Raw genomic sequence first — 17,968 nt, forward strand, 5'->3', positions numbered from 1 at the left:
TTTTAACTGCTCATGATACTTTTACTTATTACTAATCATTAGGGTATCCACTGAAAGACAATGGCAGCTAACACACCACCAATGATGGGTCCGACAACGGGTACCCAAGCGTATGACCAGTCTGAATCTCCCTTGTGGGGGATTGGTAAAATCGCATGGGCAATCCGAGGCCCTAAGTCGCGGGCTGGATTAATCGCATATCCCGTCGGTCCTCCTAAGGAAGCCCCGATGCTGACAATCAATCCCCCTACCAAGGCAGTAGACAAACCAGGAGCCAGGTCATTTTGAGCAAAGGACATGATTCCAAAAGTTAAAATAAAGGTGCCAATCGCCTCACTGATTAAATTGTTAGCTGGTGCATAAATCTCAGGAGCGGTAGCAAAGCTTCCTAATATCATGTCAGGATCTTCTGTTACATTAAAATGATCCCGATAATGAAGCCATAAAATCACTGCCCCTAAGAAAGCACCTAGCATTTGTCCAATAATATAGGCAGGCACTGAGGACCATGGTGTCGAACCTTCAATCGCAAAGGCAATGGTCACTGCAGGATTCAGATGGGCTGGGCTTAAATAACCTGAAGCATAGGCAGCCACCATAACCGCCAAGCCCCAGCCAATTGTTATAGTTAACCAGCCGGCATTATGTCCCTTGGTCCGTGCTAAATTGACATTAGCACAAACCCCATCCCCTAAAAGGACCAGAATGAGTGTCCCTAAAAACTCACCGATTACTTCTGTCGCCATCCTACTTCCTCCTCTATCAAAACGTTATCTTATTAGCTATTAGCCTTCTTCTTTAAGTCAACAAGATCATTGTTGGCCAGTGTTTCTTCTAATTCCTTTTGGTAAGCTTGACGACTTTGATCATCCCAGTCAAAATAATCACTCATGGCTTGAACGACGGGTTCAAGTAAGTGGTCTAAGCGGTCACGCATGAAGAGCATGTAGTTGGTCCGACGTAAAAAGTAATCAACAGGGGTAAGAACCATTTCCTCTTCTAGGGCATAATAAAGCATGATGGTTTCAGCTAAAGACAAGCCTTCAATCTCTGGCACTTGGTCAATTAAGGCATATACCTTAGGGACATTAGATCCGTAAAAGGCTGCTAGATAATAAGCTTCTTCTTTAGATAAACCTCGTTTTACCCCCATTTGAGCATAAGAGGAGAACTCTCCTTCGATATTAGCCGGATTAATTTCCCCACCAGAAACAGGATAGGTTTTTGAATTAATTAGGCGGAAGGATTTATCGTGTTCCTCTTTGAGGAGCTTAATAATTTTTTCCATAGCCCCGGCAGCCATCTTCCGGTAGTCAGTAATTTTTCCGCCGGCGAGAGTAATTAAGCCGTTTTCATCACGTTCTAGACTAGATCCCCGTGATACTTGAGAAGGGTCTAGAGTTTCTTCCGATAAGGAGCCTTCCAAGTTAGCGACAGTCCGTTCTACCTGGTCTCGGGTCTTTTCTTCATTTAAATAGCCCTTAACCACCGCGATTAAATCCTCAAAACTTTGGTCGTTAATTTTACCTGAATCCCCACCATTATAGTCAGAGGCACTGTTCCCGGCGATTAGGGGTCTTAAACCGGCCCAGGAGGACTCAATATCATCGATACTTATCTTAGCCTCAGGGAAGCGATTGTTGACAGCTCCAATGAGATAGTTAACATCATCAGCCTCTACTTCAGGATGTTTGTAATCACCCGTGTAGTCGGTATCAGTCGTGCCAAAATAGGTCTTGTCTTCCCGAGGAATGACAAAAATCATCCGACCATCGTCATAGCCCGAATCAAAGTAAACCGGCTGACTGACTTTTAAACGGCTGGCATCAATAACCAGGTGAATCCCTTTAGTAGGACGCATCATTTCGATACGGTTGTCTTCTTCATCGAGATTGCGGGTTTCATCACTCCATGGTCCGGTCGTATTGATGACATAGCGGGCGTGAATATCAAAGCTTTCATTACTTAAGTGATCTAGTGCCTTTACGCCATTGATCTTGCCCTCTTGATCATAGAGATAGCCGATCGCTTCTACTCGACTAGCAACCAGGGCACCATCTTGGTGGGCTCTTTTGATATTTTCAATCACTAAACGGATATCGCTATTGTTAAAGTCTAGATATTGGCCTCCACCTTGTAAGCCTTCTTCTTTTAAACCTGGCACATGTTGGAGAACTTCTTCTTTGGATAGAACGGTATTGGCATAGCTAGAATCGCTCACCCCAGCTAAGGAATCATAGAGGTCCATAGCTACTTTCAAGCGAAACATGGTAAAAGTAGCGCCCTCTTCATCGTAGATGGGAATAACCATCGGGTCAGGTTTAGGAATGTGAGGGGCAATTTGTTGAACGACTGCCCGTTCACTAACCGTATCGGCAACCACTTCCACATCAAAGTTTTTTAAATAGCGGATACCACCGTGGACTAGCTTGGTGGACCGACTACTGGTGCCTTCCGCAAAATCTTGCATTTCGATTAAGCCGGTTTCTAAACCACTCGCTGCTGCTTGCAAGGCTACCCCTGCTCCAGTAATTCCGCCGCCAATGACCAATAAGTCTAGGGTACGTTCTTGTAATTTGGTCAGAGCTTGTTGTCTATTTTTAACAGAAAATGTCATCTGATAATACCTCCATCATAAGCTTTATTCTCTTTCTTCTTCATCTGCTGTAAAGACGCGGGTAGCTTTCACTGCCTGTTTCCAACCACGATAAAGTTGTTCTTTATGGGCATTATTCATTGAAGGGGTAAAGTTTTGTCCAGTACTTTGTAAACTCTTCAATTCATCAGTATCTTTCCAAAAGTCTACTGCTAAGCCAGCTAAATATGCAGCACCTAAGGCAGTAGTTTCTAGGTTTTTGGCCCGAGCAATTTCAATACCTAGAATATCCGCTTGGAATTGCATGAGATAATCGTTCATAGCAGCTCCGCCATCGACCTTTAATAGGTTAATATCAATGCCTGTATCTAGTTCCATGGTATCGATAATATCCCGAGTCTGATAGGCTAAAGACTGCAAAGTCGCCTTAACAAAGTCATTGCGGTTCGTTCCCCGGGTGAGGCCAAATACGGCTCCCCGTGCCCTGGAATCCCAGTGAGGGGCTCCGAGGCCTGTAAAGGCAGGAACCACATAAACCTCATCATCATCTTTAGATTGTTTAGCCAGATCTTCTGACTGAGGAGAGTCCTCAATCAAACCCATCTGGTCTCTGAGCCATTGGATCGCTGAACCGGCCACAAAAATCGACCCTTCTAGGGCATAAGTGACTTCTCCATTCAACCCGTAGGCAATAGTAGTCAACAGATTGTTCTCTGAGACTTGAAAATCAGCCCCCATATTCATGATGATAAAGGCGCCCGTGCCGTAGGTGTTTTTCACCATACCTGGCTCTAAGGCAAGTTGACCAAACAAGGCAGCTTGTTGGTCCCCCGCCATTCCAGAAATTGGAACCTCCGCACCATAAAAATGAAAAGGAATCGTTTTGCCGTAAACTTCTGAATTGGATTTGACTTCAGGCAGGAGTTCACGCGGGATATTTAATAAGTCTAGGATTTCCTGGTCCCATTCTAAATCCTTCACGTTGAACAACATGGTCCGACTAGCGTTCGAATAATCCGTCACATGGACAGCGCCGTCGGTTAATTTCCAGACGATCCATGTATCAATGGTCCCAAAGAGTAATTCTCCATTTTCTGCTCGCTCTTGAGCGCCATCGACCTGGTCTAAGATCCAACGAATTTTAGTCGCTGAAAAATAGGGGTCAACCACTAAACCTGTTTTCTCTTGAATCATGTCTTTATGGCCATCAGCTATGAGTTGGTCAGCTATACTACTGGTTTGACGCGATTGCCAGACAATGGCATTGTAAATAGGACGCCCAGTTTCCTTGTCCCAAATCACCGTCGTTTCCCGTTGATTGGTTATCCCAATCCCTTTGATTTGACTCGGCTTAATTCCCGTCTCAATAAAGGCTCCGGCAATGACTGACTGGACAGAGTTCCAAATTTGATTGGCATTGTGTTCCACCCAACCAGGCTTAGGAAAGATTTGGTCAAATTCCTTTTGATAGGAACCGATACTTTCTCCTTGGTGATTATAAATCACGGCTCGTGTACTTGTTGTTCCCTGGTCTATTGCTAAAATGTATTCTTCCATTTCACAGCCTCCTTTTAGCTGAAAACACCAACTAGGGTCATTATAGTGAAAGCGATTACATTTTGTACAGTAAATTGTTTTTATCACTGGAATTTTTCTTATGAAAGCTCAATAAAGGCAAATTTTAAAAACAATAATGTTTTTTTGCTCAGGAGACAATAAAAAAAGCAAGCAGCCCTAGCCACTTGCTTGAAGTCATTTTGCTTATTTAATATTTCCTAATCGCACCGTATCACGAACGATCATTAATTCTTCATCTGTTGGAATGACAAAGACTTTTACTTTAGAATCATCGGTTGAAATTAAGCCTTCTTCAACCGATTCGTTACGTTCCTTGTCTAATTCAATACCTAGTCTATCAGTATTTTCTAGGACTGCTTGACGGAATTCTGGAGAATTTTCCCCCACACCAGCTGTAAAGACAATGGCATCCGCTCCATTTAATTCGAATAAGTAGGAACCGATGTAACGTTTAACTGCATTGACATAAACCTCTAAGGCAATTTTTGCCCGTTCATTACCTTGGTCAGCAGCTGCTTCAACGTCGCGCATGTCAGAAGATACCCCTGATATGCCTAATAAACCAGATTTATTATTAAGAACGGCAAGCATTTCTTCCATGCTTAGATTTTCTTTACGCATAACAAATTCCAGTAAAGAAGGATCGACATCACCTGAACGGGTTCCCATAACAACCCCTGCTACTGGGGTAAAGCCCATGGACGTGTCAATGGATTGGCCGCCTTGAACAGCGGTAATTGAAGCCCCATTACCAATATGGCAGGTAATGATGTTAACTTCTTCGACGGATTTGTCCATTAATTCTGCAGCACGTTGGGAAACGTATTTATGTGAGGTTCCGTGAGCCCCGTAACGGCGAGCACCATATTTTTCATAGTATTCATAAGGAGTTCCATAAAGATATGCTTTTTCAGGCATAGTTGTATGGAATGAAGTATCAAAGGCAGCAACAGCAGGTTTGCCAGGAAGCAATTCTTGGAAGGCACGAATGACTTGGGCTTCAGCAGGATTATGCAAGGGGGCATATTCACTAAGGTCTTCGATCGTTTTAAGGCCTTCTTCATCAATCAGTGCTGATTCCTTGAATCTTTCACCACCGGCTACAACACGGTGACCGGTACCAGCAATTTCATCGTAATCTTCAATGATATTCAAGCTTTCTAACTTATCTAATAAAGTTTTAGTTGCTTGGTCATGATCCATCACGTCTTTAACGTCTTGATGTTTTTCACCATTATATTTAATGGTAATGTTAGAATCACCTAGACCAATACGGTCAATCACACCAGAAGCAACAACTTCTTCACTAGGTATTTCATAAATTGAGAATTTTAAACTGGATGATCCAGCATTTAAAGCAAATACTTTAGACATATATGAACTCCTTTTTTAGATATTTTACACAAGCTTATTTTATCATAAAATAGGCGCTTACATTGCTATAAATACAGGAATTGCCCTAGTAAATATCTCCTAGAACAATAGCTAATCACTTATAGCAGATTAACCTAGATTATAGGAAAAATAGCTTTCCTACACGTTTACTATAACGATTAGGCCTGAAATTGGCAAATAAGTCCGCCTGAAAATAAAGGAAATTTTGCCTAGACGGAAATCGCTCAATCTCTAGCAAGCAGGCAGCCTCTATAGCTTAAGTGATCAAGCTCTTGCTAAAGTATTTTTCATTATTCTGAGAAAATAATAATAAAAAAATTAAATAAACTTGTAAAAACTTCTGCAAACGGTTACATTATAAGTGTAGGTTAACCATTTTTAGATAATATATAGCTATATTATTCATAAATTCATGATAGGAGGAATTGTATGTCAGAAATTCATGATGCTAAAATTATTCTAATCGGTGATGGTTCTGTCGGCTCAGCTTTTGCTTACCACAATGTCATTACTGGTGTTGGCCGTGAACTAGGTATCATCGATATCAATCAGGACAAGGTCTATGGTGATGTTCTTGATTTGGAAGACGCTACACCTTTCTCTCCGCGTAAACACATCTTCCAAGCGACTTACGAAGACTGTAAGGATGCCGATATTGTTGTCTTTACTGCTGGTATTCCTCAAAAACCAGGTGGAGAAACCCGTCTCGACTTAGTCGACAAAAATTTACCTATCTTCAAAGACATGGTCGGTCAAGTGGTCGACTTCGGTTTTGATGGGATTTTTGTAGTAGCTTCCAATCCAGTTGATATCTTAACTTACGCCACTTGGAAATTCTCTGGTTTCCCAAGTGAAAAAGTCATCGGTACCGGCACCTCACTCGATAGCGCCCGCTTTAGAGTTGAAATTGCCAAGGCCCTAGATGTCGATCCTCGTGATGTGACTGCTTATATCCTCGGTGAGCATGGGGATACAGAATTTGGTGCTTGGTCTCACGTTCTTGTTGGTGGCCAACCCATTGAAAAATTTGCTACCAGCGATAACCGCCTTGACCAACAAGCCCGACAAGATGAAATCACCGACTATGTAAGAAATAAGGCCTATGACATTATTAACGGTAAAGGAGCTACCTATTATGGGATTGGTAGTTGTATCAACCGTATCTGTCGGGCTATTTTGAATAATGAACGAGCTACCCTACCCGTTTCAGCCCTGCTTGAAGATAACTACCAACAAGACGATATCTATATTGGTACGCCTGCGATTATAGGTAGTCAAGGGATTGAACAAGTGATTGAATTAGAATTAACCGAACGTGAACAAGGTTTCATGGATAATTCAGCCAACGCGATGCGTAAGATTATCGAAGATTCCTTTGCAAAATTAGAAGATCAGTAGTGACTCACAAAGCAGTTAAAAGAGCGCTGGGTTTTCCCAACGCTCTTTTTTAGCGATCGATGAGACTTATGGGCCCTCGACATTTCCCACAAGCGTATTTTTTTATATTCATCCTTCGCTGACGATAATATTTTTGACCGCAGCGCTTACAACGATAAATATATCTGGGGACATTATCCTCTAAAGCTGGCGTAAAGCGTAAGCCATCAACTGATTTAAGTAAGTCTTTAAAGGCCTTATCTTTATGCTGGTAGGGCTGCCCCCTATGAAATAAATAATAATGACAAAGCTCATGCTTAATGATTCCTATTAAAGTATCTTTTCCTAAAATTTCTAAGACTTTGGGATTGAATTCTAAACGATCTTGACGGGGAATGAACCGTCCTCCTGTCGTGCGCAAGCGCGGATTCCAAGTCACCTGTCCCTGAAAGGAAAAAGCAAAATTTTGGGCCGCAATTTCTCTAACTAAGTGTTCTAAGTCTCGCTCTTTCATTTTACTTTCCTTTCTTAAGGCCCTCGACTTAAAAGAAATTTCTTGATGCCTCTCATTCTGGAAAGAAATATCTCAAACCCTCAACACCTTATTGAGGTGCTAACATTGTTAGGCCAATGCGCCCTTTTTGAACGTCCACGGAATCTACCCAAACGTCAACGATATCTCCGACCGAAACGACAGCTTGGGGATCTTTGACAAAATGATGACTCATTTTTGAAATATGAACCAAACCATCTTGCTTAACCCCTATATCAACAAAGGCGCCAAAATCGACCACATTGCGAACCGTCCCTTGTAAGGCCATGCCTGGCTTGAGGTCTTCTAGTTGGACGACATCCTGGCGCAGCACTGGGCCTGCCACTTGACTACGGGGGTCACGCCCTGGAACTAAGAGCGCTTTTTGGATGTCTTTTAGGGTTTCTCGACCTATATCATATTGTTGACAGAGACGATTAATGTTCCAATTTTTAATTTTTAAATGGACGTCATCATCTCTAATAGTATTCGGGTCAATGTTATCAGCAGCTAGGATGGCTTCAGTTACGGCATAAGACTCAGGGTGGATACCGGTATTATCGAGGATATTCTTTCCTTCCGCAATCCGTAAAAAACCGGCTGCTTGTTCAAAGGCTTTTGGTCCCAAACGAGGGACATCATGTAAGTCCTTGCGGGATTCAAATTTCCCGTTTTCGTTTCGATAAGTCACGATATTCTTAGCCACCGTCTTGGTTAGACCAGCCACGTGACTTAAGAGTGAGGCTGAAGCGGTATTTAGCTCTACGCCTACCCGGTTTACCACTAATTCAACGGTAAAATCTAATTGGTCATTTAATTTGGTCTGGTTCACGTCATGTTGGTACTGACCCACACCGATTGCTTTAGGGTCAATTTTGACCAATTCTGCCAGAGGATCCTGCAAGCGACGACCAATACTTACTGCTGAGCGTTCTTCTACTTGATAATCAGGAAATTCTTTACGGGCAATTTCACTAGCTGAGTAAACTGAGGCACCACTCTCGCTAACTATGGTATAGCGACAACTTAACTGATTGTCTTGGATCATTTGGGCGACAAATTCTTCCGATTCCCGGCTGGCTGTCCCATTACCAATCGCAATAATGCCAATGTGATATTTTTCAATCAAGTCTGTGACCGTCTTTGCTGCAGCTTCCTTTTTATTATGTGGCGGAGTAGGATAAACCACGGTTTTGTCCAAAACCTGACCAGTTTCATCTAATACGGCCAGCTTGCAGCCCGTACGATAGGCTGGATCCCATCCCAGGACGACTTGCCCCTTTAAAGGCTGTTGCATCAATAGATTTTTCAAGTTTTCACTAAAATTATCAATGGCATGGTCTTCCGCTGCTTCTGTGACTTGAGTTCGAATGGCCCGAAAGGCTTGTGGCAAAAGAAAACGATCCAGACTATCTTCGATAGCCTTTTCTAGCAGAGGGGCAGCGATTGAATCTTTAACAATTAAATCTGCACTGATTGCTTGTATCAAAGGCTCGGTCTTAATATCTAAAGAAACGCTGACCACTTTTTCTTTTTCGGCCCGGTTAATCGCTAGGACCTGGTAAGATTTGAGCTCACTTAGCGGGGCAACAAAGTCATAATAAATTGCATAGGTTTCTTTTTCATCTTCAGCTTGGGCCCGCTTTTTACTAGCTAAATAGCCTTTTGCCCAGACATATTGCCGGCTATGGGAACGATACTTAGCCACTTCACTAATCCATTCACACAAGATCTCGTGGGCTCCGGCTAAAGCTTCTTCTCCCGAATCTACCTGGTCATTGATATATTTTTCAGCTTCTTCTTCAATCGCCCCGGAGACTGGGTTTGTCTTCAACCAGTCCGCTAGAGGCTCTAAGCCCTGCTCTTTAGCCTTGGTGGCCTTAGTCCGCCGTTTCTTCTTATAGGGAGCATATAAGTCTTCCAAGGCCTGTAATTGGTCGGCTTCTAGAATTTCCTTCTTTAAGGCATCAGTTAATTTGCCCTGCTCATCAACGGCTTTAATAATAGTCTCTTTACGTTCTTCTAAATGTTCTTGGTATTCATAGGCCTCCTGAATCGATTGAATGGCTACCTCATCTAAGGAGCCGGTTCTTTCTTTACGGTAGCGGGCAATGAAGGGTACCGTATTGCCTTCATTAAGCATAGTAATTACATTTTCAATTTGATAGCTTTTATAATCGGGCAGTTCTTGCTGCAAGTTTTCGATTAATTGATTAGTCATAAAGCTCCCCCTTTTCAACCTATTTACTATAACTTGACTTGCCCTTCTTGTCCATGGCTTTTATCTGTTCTAGCGATCACTGAGCGATTATGCCCAATCATTCAAGACTTTCTCTAGAGCTGGCAATTGAAATAAAGGCGCCTTTAGCTTATAATAATTGCATAGCTTAGTGTAAAAGCACATAAGGGAGTAACCAGCAGTTCGCTGCGATAGTATCAACAACAGTAATCAAGCAGAGGCCCTGCTGGTGCTATCTTAAATGGTGAGACTTATGCTACAGAAATGTAGTATAAGTCTTTTTTACTACTATGATAAATATTTATATTGGAGGAGTGAAATTAATGGTAGAGACTCGTGATAAGAGTAATTTCTTTGTTCAAGAAGTTGACCAAGTAGAAAATACTCTACAAACCTCACGGCAAAGTGGGCTAAGCTCATCAGAAGCTAAGTCCCGCTTAGAAAAAAATGGTCCTAATGAGATTCAAGAAGGGGAAAACCGGACCACCCTACAAAAATTCTTTGATCAATTCAAAGATGCCATGATTATTATCCTTTTAATTGCAGCAGCCCTATCTGTTGTACTTGAAGGTGTTGAAGGCATGGTGGATGCTATTATTATTTTAGCAGTGGTATTAATTAATGCCATCTTGGGAGTTATCCAAGAAAACAAGGCGGAAGACGCAATTGCTTCCTTAAAGGATATGTCATCCCCCCAAGCCCATGTTATTCGTGATGGCGACTCGATCAAGATTGACTCACGCGAAATCGTTGTAGGTGATATTGTCGTCTTAGAAGCTGGGGATGTCGTTCCTGCAGACCTGCGCTTAACTGAAGTCAATTCCTTACAAATTGAAGAAGCTGCCCTAACCGGTGAATCGGTTCCAGTAACTAAATCCCTAGAAACCGTTCCGGAAGACGCCGCTTTAGGTGACCGGTTGAACATGGCCTTCTCATCAACGAATGTCACCTATGGCCGTGGTCAAGGGATCGTGGTGGCGACTGCTATGGATACCGAAGTGGGCCATATCGCAACCATGATTGAAGAATCCGACGAAAAATTAACCCCACTTAAAGAAGATATGAATGACCTGACCAAGTTCTTAACTTGGGCCATTGTTATTATCGCTGTCTTAATTTTCGTGATTGGCCTCTTCATGGAAACTTATGACTGGGTTGAAATGTTACTGGTCTCAATCTCCATTGCTGTTGCTGCCCTACCTGAAGGCTTGCCAGCAATTTCAACCATTATTTTAGCCTTAGGCACCCAAAAAATGGCTGACCGCAATGCCCTAGTGAGAAAACTTCCAGCAGTGGAAACCTTAGGGGGAACTGAAGTTATCTGTTCCGATAAGACCGGTACCTTAACCCAAAACAAGATGACCATCGAAAAGGTATACTATAATGGTGAACTCCATGACGCTTCTGACCAAATTGATTTCAAGGAACCAGTCTTTAAGGTAATGGTCATGGATAATGACTCCACCCTAACCAACAATGGCGATCTTTCTGGTGACCCAACCGAAACCGCTATGATTCAATTTGCTCTCGATAAGGACTTTGATGTCAAAGCATTACTAAATGAACAACCTCGGGTTGGTGAAATTCCATTCGATTCAGAACGGAAAATGTCAACCACCGTCCATCCAACTGCACCTGACCACCAAGATAGAGGTCAATTTACAGTGATGACAAAAGGGGCTCCTGATGTCTTGATTGCTAACTGTGATTATTACTATGACAATGGCGAAATTAAAGAAATGACGGAAGACTACCGTCAAAAACTCTTAGACGCTAACAACAGTATGGCTCGTCAAGCACTACGGGTTTTAGCGATGGCCTTTAAGTTCTTAGACCAAGAAGCTGATGAATATACTAGCGAAGAACATGAGCGTGGCTTGATTTATGCTGGTATGGTCGGAGAAATTGACCCTGAACGTCCAGAGGCTAAAGCTTCCATCGCTACTGCTAAGGATGCAGGTATCCGGACTGTGATGATTACTGGTGACCACCAAATTACGGCTGCAGCCATTGCTGAACGTTTAGGAATTATTGACGACAGTAATGATGAGAGTGCTGTAACTACCGGAGCTTACTTAGATACCATCTCCGATGAAGAGTTAGCCGATAAAGTGGAACAATTCTCTGTTTACGCCCGGGTAGCTCCTGAACATAAGGTACGAATTGTTAAAGCCTGGCAATCAAAAACCCATAATAAAGTCGTTGCCATGACCGGTGATGGGGTTAACGATGCGCCTTCTTTAAAACAAGCCGATATCGGTATTGGTATGGGGATTACAGGGACTGAAGTGTCTAAAGGGGCTTCGGACATGGTCCTGGCCGATGACAACTTTGCGACCATTGTTACCGCGGTTGAAGAAGGACGTAAGGTCTTTGCCAACATTCAAAAAGCGGTTCAATTCCTCCTATCAGCGAACTTAGGAGAGGTGATGACCCTCTTCATCGCTACTATCCTAGGCTGGCAAATTCTAGAACCTATCCATATCTTATGGATTAACTTAGTGACCGATACTTTCCCAGCCATTGCCCTAGGTCTTGAAGGTCCTGAAGCTGACGTGATGGAACATAAACCAAGGGGACGTAAGACTAACCTCTTGTCCGGTGGTGTTTTACCAGCCATTATCTACCAAGGGATTTACGAAGGTGGGATTACTCTCTTTGTCTTCTGGCTAGCTAAATATCGTCTGGGCTTTGAATTACCAGATGCAGAAGCCATGGCATTCTTAACCTTGTCGTTCATTCAATTAGCCCATGCCTACAACAGTCGTTCCGTTCACAAATCCCTATTCCAAAGCAATCCCTTTGCTAATAAGTGGTTAAACATTGCAACGATTGCATCGGCTGCCCTCCTCCTTATTACTGTCTTTGTTCCAGGCCTAAATGATGCCTTCGGAACTGTGCATTTGGTTGGTGACCCTAATGCGCCAATGATGTGGACAGTAGTCATTCTCGCTTCACTTTCCATTATTGTTTACGTAGAAATTGTGAAATTCATTCTACGTTCCACTGGACTAGCAGAGAATTGGGAAGAGAACAAAAAACAATAAACTGACTATTACAAGTGACTAATAAAAACGAGGCTATGATTTTAAACAATCTCAAGCCTCGTTTTTTCTTTAACTCTTAATAATTAGCAAAAATTATTAACTATCATTTATCAATTAAATACATTTTTTGTATTATTTCAACCCTTGTCATAGCAGGTTTTGGGTTTTTAACTGAATCATGAGCATTTCATTTAGCCCATTGACTAATTAGGTATAGACTAAACTTGTAGGTAAAATTTTACGTCAGAGTAAGTTTGTTTTACTTAAAAAGTTAATCAGCTTCTAAAGGCTGATAAAAAATGGAGGTATATCAATGAAATACGCTATTGTTGGTACATCGCATGCTGGTTATGAAGCCGCTCAAACTATTCTTGAAGCGCAACCAGATGCAGAAATTAATTTATATGAAGCAGGTTCAACCGCTTCCTTCCTATCTTGTGGGATCCAATCCTACTTAGAAGGCGAATCCGAATCGTTAGATGACTTACATTACGCTAATGAAGCTTCATACAAAGAACAAGGCATTAATATCATGGTTAATACCGAAGTCGTTTCCTTTGATGGCGACGCTAAGACGGTTACCGTTAAAACCTCAGAAGGTGAACGGACAGATGACTATGACAAGTTAATCCTCTCCCCTGGTGCCATCCCAACCCCTCTACCTGTTGACGGCGTTGACGCTGAAAATGTCTTTTATCTCCGTGGTCGTGACTGGGCACAAAAAGTTCATGACCGTATGAAAGATGCTAAGAAAGTTGTCGTTGTCGGTGGTGGTTATATTGGGATTGAAGCGGCTGAAGCTTATGCCCTAGCAGGAATTGACACCACAGTCATTGACTTCCAAGACCGTATCTTACCCACCTACTTAGATGAAGAATTTACTGATATCTTAACCAAGAATGCTGAATCTCACGGTTTAACCTTCCATGGTGGTGAAGGGGTACAATCCTTCGAAACTAAGGATGGTAAAGTCAGTGCAGTCGTTACTGACAAGAATACATATGAAGCTGACACCGTGATTGTTTCTATCGGTATCAAACCTAATACCAAATGGTTAGAAGGTTTAGTTGATATGGACCAAAAAGGCTTTATTGAAGTCAATGAAAAACATGAAACTTCAGTAAAAGACGTTTACGCTGCTGGGGATGCTACTCTAGTACCATTTAGCCCAACAGGTAAGAAAGTTTCCTATGCTTTAGCTTCTACCGCTCGTCGCCAAGGCATTGTCGCAGCTAAAAATGCTTTAGGTGAAGAAGCAACGATTCGTCCAGTCTCAGGGACTTCTGGTCTTCACTTATTCGACTATGAATTCTCTACTTCAGGAATCAAAGATTCTAATGCCGACTGGTATGATGGTGAAGTGGATAGTAAGTATGTCACCGCTCGCTTACGCCCAACCTTCTTTACTGAATTAAATGACGACAATAACACTGTCTACATGCAAATCAACTTTGACAAAGAGTCTCATGTTGTGCTCGGTGCCCAATTCATGTCAAAAGGCAGTGTTGGCGAATTAGGTAACATTATGTCAGTTGTCATTGATCATAAGATGACTTTAGAAGAACTTGAAGCCCAAGACTTCTTCTTCCAACCAGAATTTGATGGCCCATGGCATCCAATCAACGTCTTAGCAATGCAAGCTTTAGGACGTACCTACGGATCCGATAAAATGTTATTTATGTAATTGAAGTAGTTCTAAATAAATTGAAAGGCAGGGTTTTGAGCCCTGCCTTTTTTATATTTGTTCCAAGCGCAAGACAAGCAACCACACCACGACATGTCGAGGAATTCTCTGCGTGAATTCTTTCGACTTTTCGCTCCAGCGGTCTTGCCTTTTGACGCGCTTGTCACTCTTTATTATTTCTCGATATCTAACCGTGTATTAAATGTATCTCCATGTTCTAAGTCTCCGTATTGATAACCTCTTTGGAACCAAGCTTGCCGCTGAGCAGCTGATCCGTGAGTGAAACTATCTGGAACTACCCGCCCGTAAGCTTCTTTTTGTAGGGTATCATCCCCCACCGCATTGGCCGCCTGCATGGCCTCATCGATATCTCCCGCTTCGAGTAAGCCTTGGTCTTCAGCATAATGGGCCCAAACACCAGCGTAATAATCTGCTTGAAGTTCTAAACGAACAGATAAAGCATTCTTCTCATCTTCACTGGCCCGACGGATGGCAGATTGATATTTTGCCATGGTCCCTAGCTCGGTTTGAATGTGGTGACCAACTTCATGGGCCAAGACGTAAGCCATAGCAAAATCGCCTGGAGCATGGTAACGATTCTTTAATTCCCGATAAAAGGACAAATCGATATAAACGGTTTTATCTCCTGAACAATAAAAGGGTCCAGCCTGAGCGCTACCAAAGCCACAACCCCCAGTTTGGACATGGTCAGTATAGAGTACCAAACGCGCTGGCTCATAGTCTTTACCATAATCTGCAAATTTCTGATTCCAAAAATCCTCGGTGCTACCTAAAACAGCGGACAAAAATTTTTTTTCTTGATCACTAGCCTGCTGACTTCCATCCTGACTAACTTCTTCTGTTTGGGGGGCTGAACCGGTGGAACTGCCACTATTACCCAATCCGCCCCCTAAGAGAGAGCCACCGCCAAAAATAGTAAAGGCCAAAATCAAGATAATCAGCCAACGCGGGGCGCCTCGGGTTAAGAATAAGAGACTCAGTAAGTTACCTAAGCCGCCACTCGACCGTCTGGGACCAGTCGACTGTCCCCTGCGATCTTCGACATTCCGACTGCGACGTAAATCCTCCCATTTCATACTATACACCTGCTTTTTCTTTTATTTGCCGTTTGAAGTATCTTATAACTTATTGCTAATTCCATTATACCATGTAAGCCCTTCCTTTAACGAATGATAAATACAATAAATTATTTTTCCCTTTTTCTCTGATTTTTAAAACAGACTTGCTTTTTACACTAGGCTAATGCTATACTAATGGAGTTGACTCCTAAGTCACAAGCCGAAATAGCTCAGTCGGTAGAGCAGTGCATTCGTAATGCAAAGGTCGTAGGTTCGATTCCTATTTTCGGCATATTGAGAAAATCAGAAAATATTAATAAAGATCAAAACGCTGATATATCAGCGTTTTTAATTTTGGAAAGATTAAGAAAACAACAGAATCTGAAATAATTTTGCACTCTAAAACAGCGAAAATAGCAGAGTGCAAATTTAAGTTTATCATTTTTATAAATACCATATCTAAAAAATACAATTCTTAGAAAATTTTGTATAATAGGAATATTAAAGCACCTCTTAGGGTGCTTTTTTATTTGGTTTGGACCATTTGTTGACTTTACACAGTTTTTACTGCTTAATGAATATAGAAGCGTGAACATATTAAAAATTGGGTTAGTGAAAGAAAAAAAGGACCTGTAGCGGGTAGAGTTTGAACTTTGATCGTTGACATTGCTTAGTTATTCGAACGATCTAAAAAAGACGATTACCTTTCCAAGCAGGAATAAGTCAATCGTCTACGCTTAAAGGATATAGAGGAGACACCACTCTCTTATACCCTTATCTGATCATAGAAAGGAATCAGTCTATTGAAAGAATTTATTTTTGTCATATTCTGTTTTCTAGTTGTCTGGATTACATTTGATAAAAGGAAGTGATAATAATGATCATAGACGTTAATAAAATAGAAGAACTGCTAAAAAGCAATATTACTAGCTATCAAATAGCTAAGGCCACTGGTATTGCCACACAATCGCTGGATAATTATCGCAAGTATGACAGTAAATTAGAAAACATGCGCTTAGGTATAGCCCTTAAATTATATAACTATGCAAAGCAAGTATTGAAATAAAAAAGGAGCTTTCGGGCTCCTTTTTTCATCAATATATTTTTTATTTTAATCGGTCTAAAAACTGACTCAGCTAGTCAGAAATTAAACCTAATCTTCTGTAGATCTCATTAACCCGCCGTAAATGGTAATGGTAATCAAAGGCATCATCAATAGCTTCTGAACTCAGACGGTCAGTAATTTCTGGACAAGCTTCCACCAAGTTTCTAAAATCTTGACCTTGGTCCCAGGACCTAGCGGTTAGGGGTTGGACAAGATCATAAGCTGCTTCTCGTGACAGACCAGCATCGACTAACTTTAATAATAAGCGTTGGCTATAGATTAAGCCATGAGTCGCTTGCATATTAGCCAGCATTTTCTCTGGAAAGACTTTCAGATTTTTCAAGACCTTGCTGAAGCGATTTAAAATATAGTCTACGAGAATCGTGGTATCAGCTAGTATAATACGTTCTGCACTAGAATGAGAAATATCACGTTCATGCCAGAGGGAGACATTTTCATAAGCAGTCACCACATGGCCACGACAAACTCGAGCTAAACCAGTAACATTTTCACTAGAAATGGGATTACGCTTATGGGGCATAGCACTCGATCCCTTTTGCCCTTTGGCAAAGGACTCTTCTACTTCATGGACTTCTGATCTTTGGAGGTGACGAATTTCAGTGGCCATATTTTCAACACTGGTTGCAATCAAAGCTAAGCTAGCGATGTATTCTGCGTGAAGGTCACGCGGTAAAACTTGGGTAGAAATATCTTGATGACGGATCCCTAAATGGTCACAGACATAAGTTTCAATGTCAGTAGGAACGTTGGCATAGGTGCCCACTGCACCAGAAATTTTACCCGCTTCAACACCTCTAGCTGCATGGTTAAAGCGTTCGATATTTCGCTTAATTTCAGCATAGAAACGTGCCATTTTTAGACCAAATGTCGTTGGTTCGGCATGGACCCCATGGGTTCTGCCCATACACACGGTGTCCTTATAAGTTAAAGCTTTTTCTTTTAGAATTCCTAAAAGCTGGTCTAAGTCTTTTTTAATGAGACGATTAGCTTGTTTTAATTGATAGCCTTGGGCGGTATCGACGACATCGGTCGAGGTTAGTCCATAATGCACCCATTTTTTCTCCGCTCCTAGGGATTCAGACAAACAGCGGGTAAAAGCAACTACATCATGGCGGGTTTGTGCTTCAATTTCGCTGATGCGGTCCACATCAAAGCGAGCATTTTGACGAATGGCTTGGGCATCTGCTTGAGGTATCACACCTAATTCACTCCAAGCTTCAACAGCTAAAATTTCAACTTCTAACCAAGCTTGGTAATGATTTTCAAGGGACCAAATAGCTCCCATATCCGGTAAGGTATAACGTTCTAACATGAA

12 protein-coding genes and 1 tRNA gene are annotated in these 17,968 nt (G+C 42.0%); 5 read left to right on the forward strand and 8 right to left on the reverse strand.

Annotation, left to right across the window (positions count from 1 at the left end; all coding sequences use genetic code 11):
- Positions 1-38: 38 nt before the first annotated feature.
- The 4 genes from DBT49_RS05745 to DBT49_RS05760 all read right to left on the reverse strand — a co-directional run bounded on the left by DBT49_RS05745 (position 39) and on the right by DBT49_RS05760 (position 5,548).
- Positions 39-746 carry an MIP/aquaporin family protein gene (locus DBT49_RS05745; protein ID WP_070560020.1) on the reverse strand — a complete coding sequence of 236 codons (708 nt, stop codon included), beginning with the start codon at positions 744-746 and terminating at the stop codon, positions 39-41.
- 32 nt (positions 747-778) lie between these two features.
- A complete protein-coding gene (gene glpO / locus DBT49_RS05750) occupies positions 779-2,617 on the reverse strand; it encodes a type 1 glycerol-3-phosphate oxidase (protein WP_070560018.1) in 1,839 nt (612 codons plus the stop codon).
- Positions 2,618-2,641: 24 nt separating this feature from the next.
- Complete coding sequence (gene glpK / locus DBT49_RS05755) at positions 2,642-4,153, reverse strand: glycerol kinase GlpK (protein ID WP_070560016.1); 1,512 nt, start codon at positions 4,151-4,153, stop codon at positions 2,642-2,644.
- Between the two features lie 204 nt (positions 4,154-4,357).
- Complete coding sequence (locus DBT49_RS05760; RefSeq protein ID WP_070560013.1) at positions 4,358-5,548, reverse strand: acetate/propionate family kinase; 1,191 nt, start codon at positions 5,546-5,548, stop codon at positions 4,358-4,360.
- Between the two features lie 450 nt (positions 5,549-5,998).
- Here DBT49_RS05760 and DBT49_RS05765 point away from each other — a divergent pair, with 450 nt between their 5' ends.
- Positions 5,999-6,967: an L-lactate dehydrogenase gene (locus DBT49_RS05765; RefSeq protein WP_111872359.1), complete on the forward strand. Its 969-nt coding sequence runs from the start codon at positions 5,999-6,001 to the stop codon at positions 6,965-6,967.
- A gap of 49 nt (positions 6,968-7,016) precedes the next feature.
- Here DBT49_RS05765 and DBT49_RS05770 read toward each other — a convergent pair whose 3' ends face one another.
- Both DBT49_RS05770 and DBT49_RS05775 read right to left on the reverse strand, forming a co-directional pair.
- Positions 7,017-7,460 (reverse strand): SprT family protein, encoded by a 444-nt coding sequence (locus DBT49_RS05770; protein WP_070560011.1) that lies wholly within the window; start codon positions 7,458-7,460, stop codon positions 7,017-7,019.
- Positions 7,461-7,548: 88 nt separating this feature from the next.
- A complete protein-coding gene (locus tag DBT49_RS05775) occupies positions 7,549-9,699 on the reverse strand; it encodes a Tex family protein (RefSeq protein WP_070560007.1) in 2,151 nt (716 codons plus the stop codon).
- Positions 9,700-10,040: 341 nt separating this feature from the next.
- Between DBT49_RS05775 and DBT49_RS05780 the strand changes: the two genes are divergently transcribed.
- The gene (locus DBT49_RS05780) at positions 10,041-12,764 is read left to right on the forward strand and encodes a cation-translocating P-type ATPase (RefSeq protein WP_083300507.1); all 2,724 of its coding nucleotides are present in this window, start codon (positions 10,041-10,043) and stop codon (positions 12,762-12,764) included.
- A gap of 313 nt (positions 12,765-13,077) precedes the next feature.
- Entirely contained in the window at positions 13,078-14,448 is a 1,371-nt protein-coding gene (locus DBT49_RS05785) for an FAD-dependent oxidoreductase (RefSeq protein WP_070560004.1), read from the forward strand.
- A gap of 173 nt (positions 14,449-14,621) precedes the next feature.
- On the opposite strand, the gene ypfJ is transcribed toward DBT49_RS05785, so the two are convergent.
- Complete coding sequence (ypfJ, locus tag DBT49_RS05790) at positions 14,622-15,545, reverse strand: KPN_02809 family neutral zinc metallopeptidase (protein ID WP_070560002.1); 924 nt, start codon at positions 15,543-15,545, stop codon at positions 14,622-14,624.
- Positions 15,546-15,746: 201 nt separating this feature from the next.
- Here ypfJ and DBT49_RS05795 point away from each other — a divergent pair.
- Positions 15,747-15,819 (forward strand) — tRNA-Thr (locus tag DBT49_RS05795).
- Positions 15,820-16,404: 585 nt separating this feature from the next.
- Positions 16,405-16,593 (forward strand): hypothetical protein, encoded by a 189-nt coding sequence (locus DBT49_RS05800; RefSeq protein ID WP_070560000.1) that lies wholly within the window; start codon positions 16,405-16,407, stop codon positions 16,591-16,593.
- A gap of 70 nt (positions 16,594-16,663) precedes the next feature.
- Here DBT49_RS05800 and purB read toward each other — a convergent pair whose 3' ends face one another.
- Positions 16,664-17,965 (reverse strand): adenylosuccinate lyase, encoded by a 1,302-nt coding sequence (gene purB, locus DBT49_RS05805; protein WP_070559998.1) that lies wholly within the window; start codon positions 17,963-17,965, stop codon positions 16,664-16,666.
- Positions 17,966-17,968 lie beyond the last annotated feature (3 nt).

Origin of the sequence: Aerococcus mictus, from assembly GCF_003286595.3 — a bacterium.
In the GTDB taxonomy this organism is placed as follows: domain Bacteria; phylum Bacillota; class Bacilli; order Lactobacillales; family Aerococcaceae; genus Aerococcus; species Aerococcus mictus.